Source organism: Pseudomonas sp. Marseille-Q5115, from assembly GCF_916618905.1.
Taxonomy (GTDB): domain Bacteria; phylum Pseudomonadota; class Gammaproteobacteria; order Pseudomonadales; family Pseudomonadaceae; genus Aquipseudomonas; species Aquipseudomonas japonica_A.
Window position 1 is genome coordinate 4433351 of the sequence record NZ_CAKAKI010000001.1, and the last position, 14150, is coordinate 4447500.

At 58.0% G+C, this 14150-nt stretch carries 9 protein-coding genes and 3 rRNA genes (1 of these 12 cut by a window edge); 7 read left to right on the top strand and 5 right to left on the bottom strand.

From position 1 onward, the window contains the following. Positions 1-74 precede the first annotated feature (74 nt). Positions 75-935, top strand: a complete 861-nt coding sequence (locus tag LG385_RS20170) for an ABC transporter ATP-binding protein (RefSeq protein WP_225775652.1) — start codon at positions 75-77, stop codon at positions 933-935. 10 nt (positions 936-945) lie between these two features. Next, positions 946-1794, top strand: coding sequence for an ABC transporter permease (locus LG385_RS20175; RefSeq protein WP_181118368.1), 849 nt, complete (start codon positions 946-948; stop codon positions 1792-1794). A 5-nt stretch (positions 1795-1799) separates the two neighbouring features. On the opposite strand, the gene lapD is transcribed toward LG385_RS20175, so the two are convergent. Further along, positions 1800-3743, bottom strand: a complete 1944-nt coding sequence (lapD, locus tag LG385_RS20180) for a cyclic di-GMP receptor LapD (protein ID WP_225775653.1) — start codon at positions 3741-3743, stop codon at positions 1800-1802. A gap of 12 nt (positions 3744-3755) precedes the next feature. Further along, the gene (lapG, locus tag LG385_RS20185) at positions 3756-4445 is read right to left on the bottom strand and encodes a cysteine protease LapG (protein WP_413247338.1); all 690 of its coding nucleotides are present in this window, start codon (positions 4443-4445) and stop codon (positions 3756-3758) included. A 310-nt stretch (positions 4446-4755) separates the two neighbouring features. Between lapG and LG385_RS20190 the strand changes: the two genes are divergently transcribed. From LG385_RS20190 to LG385_RS20210, 5 genes are all read left to right on the top strand, one after another. Continuing rightward, entirely contained in the window at positions 4756-5448 is a 693-nt protein-coding gene (locus LG385_RS20190; RefSeq protein WP_225775655.1) for a GntR family transcriptional regulator, read from the top strand. Positions 5449-6095: 647 nt separating this feature from the next. Further along, positions 6096-6872 (top strand): DUF3050 domain-containing protein, encoded by a 777-nt coding sequence (locus tag LG385_RS20195; protein ID WP_225775656.1) that lies wholly within the window; start codon positions 6096-6098, stop codon positions 6870-6872. Continuing rightward, positions 6869-7798 (top strand): diiron oxygenase, encoded by a 930-nt coding sequence (locus tag LG385_RS20200; protein WP_225775657.1) that lies wholly within the window; start codon positions 6869-6871, stop codon positions 7796-7798. Before LG385_RS20195 ends, LG385_RS20200 begins: the two co-directional genes overlap by 4 nt. Positions 7799-7813: 15 nt before the next feature. Next, the gene (locus tag LG385_RS20205; protein ID WP_225775658.1) at positions 7814-11230 is read left to right on the top strand and encodes an amino acid adenylation domain-containing protein; all 3417 of its coding nucleotides are present in this window, start codon (positions 7814-7816) and stop codon (positions 11228-11230) included. A 27-nt stretch (positions 11231-11257) separates the two neighbouring features. After that, the gene (locus tag LG385_RS20210) at positions 11258-11734 is read left to right on the top strand and encodes an SRPBCC family protein (protein ID WP_225775659.1); all 477 of its coding nucleotides are present in this window, start codon (positions 11258-11260) and stop codon (positions 11732-11734) included. Between the two features lie 60 nt (positions 11735-11794). Here the strand turns inward: LG385_RS20210 and rrf (LG385_RS20215) are convergent. From rrf (LG385_RS20215) to LG385_RS20225, 3 genes are all read right to left on the bottom strand, one after another. Further along, positions 11795-11910 (bottom strand): 5S ribosomal RNA (rrf, locus tag LG385_RS20215). Positions 11911-12015: 105 nt separating this feature from the next. Then, positions 12016-12131: ribosomal RNA gene (rrf, locus tag LG385_RS20220) — 5S ribosomal RNA — on the bottom strand. Between the two features lie 125 nt (positions 12132-12256). Further along, positions 12257-14150, bottom strand: a 23S ribosomal RNA gene (locus tag LG385_RS20225); it runs 994 nt beyond the window's last position.

A 14150-nucleotide genomic window follows, 5' to 3' on the forward strand; every position in this document is an offset into this window, starting at 1 on the left:
CCGCGTGGCCTGCCCCTCGGTTCTCCGCCCTACGGTTTCGAGACCGGGGCGGCTGCTATCAGGTAGCTTGACCCATGACGCTCCCCGCCCCAGACCATTCGACCCTCGCGCAACCCTTGCTGCCGGTGCCACTGCTTGCCGTAGACGAGGTAACCCTGGAATACCGAACCCCGAAACAGATCGTACGCGCCACGCACCAGGTCAGCTTTGAGGTCGACGCAACCGACCGATTCGTCTTGCTCGGCCCCTCGGGCTGCGGCAAAAGCTCCTTGCTCAAGGCCATTGCCGGCTTTCTATCACCCGCCGAAGGCACGATCCGCCTGGCCGGCGAGCGCGTCATCGGGCCCGGCCCGGATCGCCTGGTGGTGTTTCAGGAATTCGACCAGCTACCGCCCTGGAAAACCGTGAAGCAGAACGTGATGTTCCCCCTGCTAGCCTCACGAGCCGCCAGCCGCGCTGAAGCCGAGGAACGCGCGCTGCATTACCTGAACAAGGTTGGGCTGGCCGCCTTTGCCGACGCCTACCCGCATACGTTATCGGGCGGTATGAAAGCGCGTGCCGCCATTGCCCGTGCCTTGGCCACGCAACCAAAAATGCTCCTGATGGACGAGCCATTCGCGGCGCTGGACGCCCTCACCCGCCGCAAGATGCAGGAGGAACTGCTGGAGCTGTGGGAAGAGGTGCGCTTCACCCTGTTGTTTGTCACCCATTCGATCGAAGAAGCACTGGTAGTGGGCAACCGCATCCTGCTGTTATCGCCCCACCCGGGGCGTGTACGGGCGGAAGTTCATAGCCACCATTACGGCCTGCATAGCTTGGGCAGTGATGGCTTCCAGGCCTCGGCTCGCCGCATACATGAACTGTTGTTCAACGAGCAGCCGCAGGCCCTGCGCGAGGATGAACCGGCTTTTACTGACATCCGTATTGCTTACTAAGGGGCACGCCATGAGAGATGAATATGAAATCGCCCTCGCCCCGTTGGTGGACGTGCCGCTGGAACGCAACCTTTCACTGCCCCGACGCCTCTGGCAACAAGGTTGGCTTCGCAAAGCAGTCATCCTGCTGGTGATAGGCGCGCTATGGCAGGCTGCGGCGCTCTACACCAACAACGACCTGCTGCTGCCCAGCGTCACCCAAACTGCACGGGCCTTGGTTGAAGACACGGCGAGCGGTGAGCTGCCGGCCAAGGTAATGGTTTCGCTGGGTGTTTTGCTCAAAGGCTATGCGCTGGGGATCGCACTCGCATTCGTGCTCACCACCCTGGCGGTAACGACTCAGCTGGGCCGCGACCTGCTGAGCACCCTCACCTCAATGCTCAATCCACTGCCACCGATCGCTTTGCTGCCTTTGGCATTGCTGTGGTTTGGCCTGGGCGAAAAGAGCCTGGTCTTTGTGTTGGTGCATTCGGTGCTCTGGCCCCTCGCGCTTAACACCTATTCGGGCTTCATGGGCGTGTCGGAAACCTTGCGCATGGCGGGCCGTAATTACGGCCTGCGCGGGCTGCGTCTGGTGGCGCTGATTCTGATTCCTGCAGCATTGCCGTCGATCCTCTCGGGCTTGAAGATCGGCTGGGCTTTCGCCTGGCGTACCTTGATCGCCGCCGAGCTGGTATTCGGCGCAACCAACGGCAAGGGCGGCCTGGGTTGGTACATCTACCAGAACCGCAACGAGCTGTTCACCGACAAGGTTTTCGCCGGCCTCGCGGTGGTGATCGTGATCGGCCTGGTAGTCGAGAACCTAGTGTTCAATACCCTGGAACGGCTCACGATCAAACGCTGGGGCATGGCGCGCTGACGCGCTTATTGCCAGGGGCCCGGTTCGCCAATCAACCGGCCCTGCACGCCTTCGATACCCATCTCCCGGATCACTGCCAGCTCGCCTTCGGTCTCCACCCGCTCGGCAATGAGCGGCAGGTCGATGCTGTGCGCCGCCCGCTGGATGGCTTCGATAAACAGCCGCTTGTGGTTTTCCTGGTCGATTGCACGGATATAGCTCCCATCCACTTTCAAATACGCCAGCCCCAGATGCGCCAGGTTGCCGATCATGCTGAAGCGGCCGCCGAAATGTTGCAGGGCCAAGCCAAACCCGAGCGCGTGCAAGCGGCGTGTTACCTGCTCGAGCACCTGCTGCTCTGGCAACTGCTCTTCGCCGATCTCGAAAATCAACCGCGGGCCCAGGCTGGCGTATTGGTTGAGTACATCGAAGATACGGTTCAACGCTTGCGGGTCATCCAGCGTTGCGGCCGACAGGTTCAGGGCGAGTACGCCAGGGCGGGCCTGAAGGTGGGTAATCACGAGTTTGAGCATGGTCAGGTCGAGCCGACTGGACCAGCCAAAGCGTTCGATCCACGGAAGGAACCGCCCCGCCGCCACCGCCTGCCCCTGAGCATCAAGCACTCGCGACAGCACCTTGTGATGCATCGGGGTGTTGTCGGCGGCATTGACCACCGGTTGGAAGAACAACTGCAAGCGTGACGATTGAAGCGCATCGTCCAGCAACCGGTGCCAGGCATGATGGTCATCACCACCCGATTGCATCGCCTGCTGGTCCAGGCACACCCAATGCTCCTCGCCCGCCCCTTCCGCCTGCGCCAGCGCCTGGTCGGCAAGCTTGAGCAGGTCGTGTGGCGCCTCGCCAGCGGTATAGGGCGCCAGCCCCATCCAGGCTACTGGGTAAACGTCCGACGCCGCTGTTTCATACAAGCTATGCAAGGCGGTATCCAACGCCTGGGCCAGTTGGCGCGCTTCTTCGAGCGTGAGCCCCGGGGCTAGCACCGAGAACTCTCCACCGCGGCTGCGGCAGATCAGGTTGCTGGTTTCAGGGTGGCGAGCACAGTGGCGCACCAACATTGCCGCAACTTCCTTGAGCAGGGCATCTGCCGTAGCGGCGCCTTTACGCAAGTTGAGCCCAGCGAGGTCATTCACCCGCAGCAGTAGCAGGTAGCCGGCGCCGTTCTCTTCCGCATGGCTGACACGGGCCTGCAGCTGCATATCGAAATAGCGGCGGTTGGCCAAACCCGTCAGAGTGTCCTGATAGGACTCTACGCGCAGCCGCTCACTGCGCTCCGCCTGCTCGGTAAACAGCGCCTTGAGCTTTTCGACCATCTGGTTCATCGCTTGAACTACCCGACGCAATTCAGGCGTGCGCGGCAGCTCTGGCAGCACTAGAAATTCCCGACGCGCGATGGCATGGGATTGCTCAACCATGTAATCGAGCGGTCGCAACTGCCGCTTGAGCAACAGCGCGCCTAATAAGCCGCTCACCGCGCCACACAGCAACAGCCAGCCCAGGCTACCCAGGGCGCTTTCCCACAACTTGGCCAGGGCGAACATCGGGTGGCTGACCACCTCCACCCTTGCCGCCTGCTGCCACCCACGGCTGACGATAGCGTCCCCGCCCGCCGGCTCCAGGCCTATCAACCGAATGAACCATTGAGGCACACCGGTGCTGTCCGGTTCGGCGCTGCGTTCCACCATGGTTTTATTGTCGGTCAGGTCTACTATCCGGATGCTTGAGTAGTAGCCGCTGTCGAAGATGGAGCTAACCATGAGCTCCACCATCGCCGGGTCATCGATGTTTGGCGTAAGCGAGAGCGCCAGCGCCGTGGCCGCATCCTGCGCATGCGAGCGCAACTGGTTCACGTATTGGGCGCGAGAACTCTCAAGGCTGACAGTAAAACTCCCGCCGAACGCTACGACCAGGAACAGGCAGATGGCTATGAGTAATTGCTTGAACAGAGACATCAGGGCTCCTGATTATTCGGTGGGGTCAGCGGGAAAACCTTCCGCCGCCATTTTCTTCAACAGGTCCTGCCAGCGAGACAGCCGCTTGGTATCACTGACCCGCTTGTTGCCGCCCGCACCTGTCAGCCACAGCCCTTCTGCGTTGAAGGCATAGACCGGCAACAGGTCGGCACGCTGGCTGGCGGGAAGTATTTCATCCATCAGGCTGTCGAGTACCAGCGGCATTGCGTCCGGGCTTGCGTAATAAGTAAGCACCATATGAGCCCGGTTCTGGCGTAGCGCCTTGACGTACGTGATGCGTAGCTTGTCACCCGAGATCCCAAGGCGACGCAGGCTGAAATATTTGGCGATGGCGTAGTCTTCACAATCTCCGGCTCCTTTCCAGAGCGACTGGACCGGCGTGGCCCAATAGTCCACCTCCCGCCAGAGATCGATATCTTCCTGGTACTGCATCTGGTGATTGAAAAAGAGATTCACCACCTTCAGTTGCTCGGCCTCCGAAACCTGGCGCTGGGTGGCCAGCAGTCGCTGCCAGGCATCAATACGCTGCTGCCCTGCACCCAACGGCCCATACAGTGCCTGGGCCCGTCGGCTGATCAGGGAGAAATCCCAGTCGGCCTGCAGCAGGCCGAGCAAGCCGAAGCTCAGCGCCAGCGCCAGGCCAAGGCGGCGAAGCAGCAGCAAAGTTGCGGAACGAGCCATCACCACCACAGCCAGCCTGATGAACACTGGAAAGCATGGAATGGTGCGGGTAGAAATTGCAAAAAACAATGGCAACTTGCGATCACTTGAACGACCCTTACAAGGCCGCTGTCAATTAGCGGCATAACACCCTGAATGGCAATGGATAAGTGCTGAAAAGCTCCTGCAAAGGACGTAAGCTCCGGTTCATCGCAACGGCAGGGCGCAAGCTCGCCACAAATAATGCGGGATGTCTTTTGGCAGGGAGCTAAATCCGCTGAGACTTCGGTCGATAGCCTTTAGTGGTTTCACATTTATCAAGGTAGCCAAAGTGCCTAGAAAACCCAGCCCATTGAGCGTCGTGCTATCGGCCGAGCAGTTGGCTCCGCATCTTGCCCGGTCGATTATCGAAGAGCGGTTGCGCACCGCCATCCTGGACGGCAGCCTGCCAACGGGCACCGCGGTTCGTCAGCAAGAGCTCGCCACGCTGTTTGGCGTGAGCCGCATGCCCGTGCGCGAAGCCCTCCGCCAACTCGAGGCCCAAGGGCTTTTGGCGGTTGAACAGCACAAGGGGGCCGTAGTTGCCCCGGTAATTTCCTGGGACGCAACGGAAACCTATGAGTTGCGGATACTGCTCGAATCCGAGGCACTGCGCCTTTCTGTTCCAGAGCTTACCGAAACGGAATTGAGCGAGGCTGATCGCCTGGTTGCTCAGATGGAAGCCGAAACCGATTATTCGGTGATGGGTGAATTGAACAAGCAGTTTCACTTGGCACTCTACGCCAAGGTCCGCAACCGTCGCTTGATGAAGCTGGTGGAAACAGGCCTGGATGAAGAAGAACGCTTCTTGCGTTTTAACCTGAAGGCGATGGGCTTGGGTAAAGTGTCCCAGGATGATCACCGCGGGCTGATCGCCGCTGCCCGCGAAGGCAATGTAAACCTGGCCGTCGAACTGCTGACTGCTCACTTGCAGCGCGGCATAGAAGCTATTACCCGCTACCTCCAAAGCAATCCCCAGAAGTAACCGTCGCGCCGGCTAACCGGCGCGCACCCCCCTCTCGCATCAACCCTTCCTCTGCTCCCCTCTTGGCTACCAGCGCCAAGAGCACGTCTTGGCTCGCGCTTTTTGGCGTTTCAGCGAGCCAGACGCGTGACCAACCATGGCATTAGCCTCGCAAAGCGCACACTCTTGGCGTTGGATCAGCACGGGCCTTTTCTGAAGGTACCGGCAACAAGGACTGGAGGATCGCTAATGGCCAGGATGTAAGGCCGCCTACAAAGAAATCATTCTTGAATACCTCATCACATGCGTACCGCGCCATTAAAGCGCACTACTTTATTTTGATCTTATTTGATCGAAAGGGTAGCTCTACGCCTTTTAAAACTTAATGGAAAAGTTTTAAAAGGCCCGCTCGCGCCTGAAAAAAAGCGCTCTTCAATTATTATCACAAATAACTTGCCAAGTGGTTTTTCCCTGGACTACGGTAATTACGCCAACACGGATGGATTCAGCGACCGTAATAAGCGTTCGGCAGCCACCATTGCCGAACGGGGCTCCGCTTCGCCTTGTGATATCAAATGCCTTGCCGCACAGCCCCGTGCCAGAGGCCTTGGCGTTGCTTTGCCCGGAAGTTAGATGTTGGCTATCTCAAACCGACCAAGGATTAAATCATGCACTTTCTGGAAAATCTGCTTTTGAGCCGAAAGGAGCAACTTGCTCGTCACGCGATATTCTCGGAGATAACTACGCTTGAAGACCTTCGCCACTTCATGCAAACACATGTATACGCCGTATGGGACTTCATGTCCCTGACAAAGCGGTTGCAGATTGAACTCACCTCGGTATCCCTGCCATGGCTTCCTCCGAAAGATCCGGACTCCGCGCGGCTTATCAACGATATTGTTCTTGGCGAAGAATCAGATCAGCGTTTGAGTGGCGGGCACTACAGCCATTTCGAACTCTATCTGGATGCCATGCGTGAAGTAGGTGCCGATACCGCCCCGATTGAACGGTTCGTGGCATTACAGCGAGACGGCATGAGTTATCAGACGGCGTTGCGAGAGGTAGGCGCCAATGAAGCCGCGCTTCACTTTGTGGGCCATACCTTGGAGATCGCCTGCCAAGCGCCTGCGCATCAGGTAGCCGCGGCGTTCCTGCACGGGCGTGAAAGTGTGATCCCTGCGATGTTCCAGCAGTTGCTGGACGACCTGGGTGTCTCCAACCAACAGGCTCCCACTTTCCGGTATTACCTGCAGCGCCATATCGAAGTTGACAGCGACGACCACGGGCCGGCTGCCGAGCAGCTATTGCAGCGTTTGACAGGCAACGACCTTGTTCTGAGAAGAGAGGTATTGCAGGCGGCCATTGCTGCCGTGGAAAGTCGTCTCGCCTTCTGGGACCGCCTTCGTGATTACTTGAAGCAGGCGCGTGAGGGGGCATCGGCATGACCGCTCTCAGCTACGTGTCCTTTGCCGACCAATGGGAGCGGCGGGCCACTATCCGAACGCGCCCCCGGCGCACGCTTGAAGCGGATGACCGGCTGATCTACCCCTTGAGCCGGCAGCCCATGGCAATCAGCGCGATATTGCAAGAAGCCTGCCCCGAGCAGCGTGATTTCGTGCTGGTACAAACGCTATACAAGTTCATCAACGATATCGTGATCTTCGAAACCGAGATCGTCGACAAGACCGCTCGCAGTATTGCGAAGGGGCGGTTTGGCCTCACCTTCCCACTGCCCTGCCGTTACGACGCGATGACTGTCGTGGTTGACGAGGACTACCACGCCCTGGTGGCGATGGACTTTCTACAGCAGACCATCGCATGTACCGGTATTGCGCCGATCGAGATGCCTGATGAGATAGAGCTCAGCCGCGCCATTCCCGCCGCCATGTCCAAGGCACCGCAGCGGTTACAACCGGCCATGGAGCTTATCTGCGTTGCGATAGCCGAGAACACGGTCACCAACGACGTGGCAGCGTTCGCCAAGGACGACACCGTCAAGCCATCGATCAAGGGTTTGATGGCCGATCATTTGGCGGATGAGGGCCGCCATTCCAGCTTCTGGACAGACCTTACCCGCCTGTATTGGAGCAGCGCTGGCGACGACGACCGGGAAGCCATTGCCCACTGCCTGCCGACCTTCATCGAACACTACCTCACCAATGACATCCAGAAGGCGTTCGACCTGCGCCTTATCGATGCGTTGCTTGTACCGGCGCAGGTCGCAGCTGCGCTTCGGCAGGAGGTGCTCAGCCTGGCTTTTCCTATCGGGCCACAACACCCGCTGGTGCAGAACATCGTCAGGTTTTTCAAGCGCGCCGGCTTGCTCGAGACCGTCTGCGTACAGGCTGCTCTCGCACCCTATCTGCCCTGATAGCTGGAGATACCCATGAAACAGTTAACCATCTGGCTGCTGGGCCGGAGCGAGTTACTACAGGCTTTGAATGACGAGCTGACCGGCTACGGTCATCAATGCCTGACACAGGCTGTTCCAGTACATACCTTGCCTTTACTCCCTCTGGATCTGGTGATCGACGACGGCAGCGTGCCTTTCGCCGAAGCGCACAGACGCGACTTGGGGCAAGCGGTACAGATTTCACTAAAAGTGTGCATCGCGAGCGACGATGCCAACGGGTTACCACAGGTCGCACTTGCCGCTTCGCATGGCGAGCAAATGGTTGCGTATTGCCAGGCAAGCGTTGAGCACGGCGGCAACGGGCGGACGCTGCACGAACAAGCACTAGCGTGCTGGGTAACGGAGTTGGCCGAGGTGGTGGGAGAGTATGCCCGCGACGGGGCGGCCTTTGAGTCGCGAGGAATACCCCACGCATCATCGCGCGCTTCGATGGATCTACGCGCCTTCGATGCCATTGCCTACCGTCACCGGGGCAACGCTACTTCAACGCCGGAACTCCTGACTGTGGCGGAGCAGACCCTGGCTCAGCGGCTGGATAACGCCGTCACCTGTTATAACTCGCTGACGGCATTGCGCTGCAACGGCCAGGCCTGGACCTACGCCGAGCTACGCGCTGCCGCCGAGCCGGTTCGTCACTACGTCTCGAGCCTGGGCACCCCGGCGCAGCCCCCGGTGGTTGGCGTATGCATGGCCAAAAGCCCGGAATTGTTCGCTTGCGTATTAGGTATCGTGCTCGCTGGCGGGGTTTATCTACCGCTCGAGCCTGCCCACCCGGTAGAGCGACGCCGGTACATCCTGGAAAACAGCGGCGCACAGGTGCTTCTTCAGCCCGATGATGAACCCGCCCTACAGGGGAGTTGGCAGCGCCAAGACCCGCGTCGGCTTCCAAAAGTGCCTCACCTACCGGCTACCCCACCTTCAAACGCCGACGCTCCCTGTATGGCGCTTTATACATCCGGTACCACGGGCCAGCCGAAGGGGGTATTACTCAGCCAGCGGAACCTGAGCCATTTTACGGCGTGGTATGCGAGCTACGTCCAGCTTGATGAAGCGTCCCGGGTGCTTCAGTTCTCCACCCTGAGCTTCGATTCCGCGACCATCGATATCTTCCCCACCTGGCTGAGCGGCGCAACGCTGATCGTCGCAAGCGATGACGAACGTCGTGACCCGGCGCTGTTGACCGCCATGGTTACCCGGGAAGCGGTCACACATGGTTTTATTCCGCCGGCAATGCTGAGCATCCTTCCTCTGGATGAAGTAGGGCAGATGCAATGCATCGCTACAGGCGGTGATGTGTGTGAACCCTGGGTGATTGATAGCCTCGCCGAGCGGTGCCGCTTCCTCAACCTTTACGGACCAACCGAGGCGACGGTACTGGTCACGGCCAGCCAGTTCCTTCCAGGCTGCTCAAATCGCTTGCTGGGCTGGCCTATTGCTAACAGCCAGGTATGGCTGTTAGGGGAGGACGGGAAGCCGGTACGGAACAACGAAGTTGGCGAGCTGCACATAATCGGCCCTGGGGTGGGCCTCGGCTACATCGACAACCCCACTCAAACCGCTGAACGTTATATGCGGGTTCAGCTGCCTGATGGCGATTGCGTACGCGCTTATCGAACCGGCGATCTTGGACGTTGGGGCCCGGACGGGCTCGAGTTGGTAGGCCGAAAGGACAATCAGGTAAAGATCCGGGGGTTCCGGGTCGAGCCAGAAGAAATCGAGTATTGCCTGCGAGCAGCACGGCTTTTCGAGCAAGTCGCGGTAGTCATCGATGACCGTCGACGGATCCTTGCATTCGTAGCTCGCCCGCTTTCGCCCGATCTCTCGGGGGATGCCGCTATCCGGGACTACGTGGCCGCTCACCTGCCAACCTATATGCATCCGTCACACTACATTGAGTTATCCACACTCCCTGCCGCCGCTAATGGAAAAGTAGACCGGCAGGCACTCTGCGCCCTTTCGGTTCCCACTGGCGTTGCTGAAGCAACCGTGCCGCTTACCGATTGCCAGACGGTGCTTCAGGGGCTGTGGGCAGACCTGCTGGAACTGGCACCCGAGGAGATATCCACAAGCGAAAGTTTCTTCAACCTCGGCGGTCATTCCATTCTGCTTTCAAAAATGTTGCTAGGGCTAAGAGAACGGTTTGACCGTAGCGTCTCCATCAACCGCTTTATAGAACTGCCTACTATCGAGCGCCTTGAGCAGCTTCTGCAGGCTGAACAGGGAAGTACCGCAGGCCTCGTTGCTCCACAAGCACTGCGGGACGCCGAGCGCCCGATCGACGTTAACCCACTCCCTCTTTCCCAGATTGGGGATGTGCATAAGGTCATTGTCACCGGTGCAAACAGTTTCGTCGGTGTGCACATCGTAGCGGCTTTGCTTGATTGGGGTGCCACCGAAGTGGCCTGCCTTGTACGTGCGCCAAGCACTGAAAGCGCTCGGCGCCGCTTCACTGAGGCCCTTGTGGATAACAGACTGGAAGTGAATCAGTCTCGCGTAAAAGTATATGCGGCCGATCTGACCCGGCCCCTGTTCGGATTGAGCGCAGCTGAGCATAAGTATCTGGACGACCATTACGGCTCACTTATCCACAACGCCGCCAACGTGAATCACGTATTGGATTATGCCTCCCTGGTACCCGACAACGTTGAGCCGTTGTTCGAGCTGTTGAAGTTCTGCGAGGGTCGCCGCAAGAAGGTCCTCAACTACATATCCACACTCTCCGCCTGCAGCGCTGTGGACAACAACGGCGATGTGCTTGAAACAGGCGCTACTCAAGCTCCGCCGATCTATATCCGCAATGGCTACAACCTGAGCAAGTGGGTCGGTGAACGGCTATTGGGCCGCGCTCGCGCCTTGGGGTGCTTCGTGAACATATTCCGCCCTGGGAATATCAGCTTCAACAGCTCGACCGGTGTGTGCCAGCCCCATAAGAATCGACTGATGCTGATGCTCAAGGGCTCTCTCCAGCTCGCTGCGGTTCCAGCGCTGGATATGAGCTTCGACCTTATGCCGGTGGACTTTCTTGCAAAGCTAATCGCCTTTCAAAGTAGCCGCTACGAACCAGACGCGGCTGTCTTCAATCTGCACAACCCCCAGCCTCTGAGCTGGACAGACTACGTCGCTTCTTTTGCCGCACTCGGGCACGACTTCGATCTGGTTCCAATAGCCACTTGGCAAGCAAGGCTGCAGGAAGTGGACAAAGACAACGCGCTGTTTGGCGTTCTCGGGTTCTACCTCAATGGCTTCGAAGAGGACATCGGAGACATTTCCCGCATCCATCATGCCAGCGCAGCTGCAGCAGTAGCCCGAATGGGCGACCAGTACCCCGTGAAGAACGCACAGCTGCTGGCAGCCGGCACTACTTACCTTCGGTCCATCGGCTTCATCTAACCAAACCGCTAAACAGGAGCAGCAACCATGAATCACTTACAGCCAGACACTCGCATCCACAACCCTGCCGGCGTACGCATTCAGTCCGCGGTGGACGTATCTGCACCTGCTGCGGATACGTGGGCTCTGATTGGCAACTTTGGCGGGTTTGAACGTTTCATACCGGCGCTGGAATGCATACAGGTCACAGGCACTGGGGATGGCCAGGTCCGAAACAAGACCTTCAAGGACGGCAATTTCGCCATTGAACAATTGAACACCTACGATGCGGAGGGGATGAGCATGACCTGGACCCTTATCCATACCTCGCTTCCCGTAGGAAACCTCTGGGCCGCTATGCAGGTCGAGGCTTTAGACGAGGCCCATTCGAGGGCAGTATGGACGATCCAGGCCGAACCGCTGCAGACGGGGGACTTACAGGACGCAGAGGCGTTCAAGGGCTTCTTGCAAGCCTTCGCGGATGGCGCAATGGCTGAAGCGGCCCGAGTACTAAGCGCAGCGTAAGGTACCCCAGAAAGACAAAAGCCCTGGTCGCGCGAGCGGCCAGGGCTTTTGGTGTTTGAATCTTGACGATGACCTACTCTCACATGGGGAAACCCCACACTACCATCGGCGATGCATCGTTTCACTGCTGAGTTCGGGATGGGATCAGGTGGTTCCAATGCTCTATGGTCGTCAAGAAATTCGGCAGCCGAGTCGCCTGAGGCGCATCGGCAAAATTCTTGGTACTTCTACTTATAGACAAAACCCCCGATCGCGAGGCGATCAGGGGTTCTGGGTTTGAATCTTGACGATGACCTACTCTCACATGGGGAAACCCCACACTACCATCGGCGATGCATCGTTTCACTGCTGAGTTCGGGATGGGATCAGGTGGTTCCAATGCTCTATGGTCGTCAAGAAATTCGGTAGCGGCCCCGTTTGCACGCGGTCGCGAATCTGGGTATGTGATGTTTGTGATGTCGCCAATTTTCGGTGTGTCTTCACCGCCGCGCTCTGTGCTTACACAGATTGCTTGGGTGTTATATGGTCAAGCCTCACGGGCAATTAGTATGGGTTAGCTCAACGCCTCACAGCGCTTACACACCCCACCTATCAACGTCGTAGTCTTCGACGGCCCTTCAGGGAGCTCAAGGCTCCAGTGAGATCTCATCTTGAGGCAAGTTTCCCGCTTAGATGCTTTCAGCGGTTATCTCTTCCGAACATAGCTACCCGGCAATGCCACTGGCGTGACAACCGGAACACCAGAGGTTCGTCCACTCCGGTCCTCTCGTACTAGGAGCAGCCCCTCTCAAATCTCAAACGTCCACGGCAGATAGGGACCGAACTGTCTCACGACGTTCTAAACCCAGCTCGCGTACCACTTTAAATGGCGAACAGCCATACCCTTGGGACCGGCTTCAGCCCCAGGATGTGATGAGCCGACATCGAGGTGCCAAACACCGCCGTCGATATGAACTCTTGGGCGGTATCAGCCTGTTATCCCCGGAGTACCTTTTATCCGTTGAGCGATGGCCCTTCCATACAGAACCACCGGATCACTAAGACCTACTTTCGTACCTGCTCGACGTGTCTGTCTCGCAGTCAAGCGCGCTTTTGCCTTTATACTCTACGACCGATTTCCGACCGGTCTGAGCGCACCTTCGTACTCCTCCGTTACTCTTTGGGAGGAGACCGCCCCAGTCAAACTACCCACCATACACTGTCCTCGATCCGGATAACGGACCTGAGTTAGAACCTCAAGGTTGCCAGGGTGGTATTTCAAGGATGGCTCCACGCAGACTGGCGTCCACGCTTCATAGCCTCCCACCTATCCTACACAAGCAAGCTCAAAGTCCAGTGCAAAGCTATAGTAAAGGTTCACGGGGTCTTTCCGTCTAGCCGCGGATACACTGCATCTTCACAGCGATTTCAATTTCACTGAGTCTCGGGTGGAGACAGCGCCGCCATCGTTACGCCATTCGTGCAGGTCGGAACTTACCCGACAAGGAATTTCGCTACCTTAGGACCGTTATAGTTACGGCCGCCGTTTACCGGGGCTTCGATCAAGAGCTTCGCTTGCGCTAACCCCATCAATTAACCTTCCGGCACCGGGCAGGCGTCACACCCTATACGTCCACTTTCGTGTTTGCAGAGTGCTGTGTTTTTAATAAACAGTCGCAGCGGCCTGGTATCTTCGACCGGCAAAAGCTTACGGGGCAAGCCCTTCACCTTCGCCGGCGCACCTTCTCCCGAAGTTACGGTGCCATTTTGCCTAGTTCCTTCACCCGAGTTCTCTCAAGCGCCTTGGTATTCTCTACCCAACCACCTGTGTCGGTTTGGGGTACGGTTCCTGGTTACCTGAAGCTTAGAAGCTTTTCCTGGAAGCATGGCATCGACCACTTCATGCCCGAAGGCACTCGTCATCAGCTCTCGGCCTGGGGATCCCGGATTTACCTAAGATCCCAGCCTACCACCTTAAACCTGGACAACCAACGCCAGGCTGGCCTAGCCTTCTCCGTCCCTCCATCGCAGTAACCAGAAGTACAGGAATATTAACCTGTTTTCCATCGACTACGCTTTTCAGCCTCGCCTTAGGGACCGACTAACCCTGCGTCGATTAACGTTGCGCAGGAAACCTTGGTTTTTCGGCGTGCGAGTTTTTCACTCGCATTGTCGTTACTCATGTCAGCATTCGCACTTCTGATACCTCCAGCCAGCTTCTCAACTGACCTTCACAGGCTTACAGAACGCTCCTCTACCGCGTCACTTGCGTGACACCCGTAGCTTCGGTGTATGGTTTGAGCCCCGTTACATCTTCCGCGCAGGCCGACTCGACTAGTGAGCTATTACGCTTTCTTTAAAGGGTGGCTGCTTCTAAGCCAACCTCCTAGCTGTCTAAGCCTTCCCACATCGTTTCCCACTTAACCATAACTTTGGG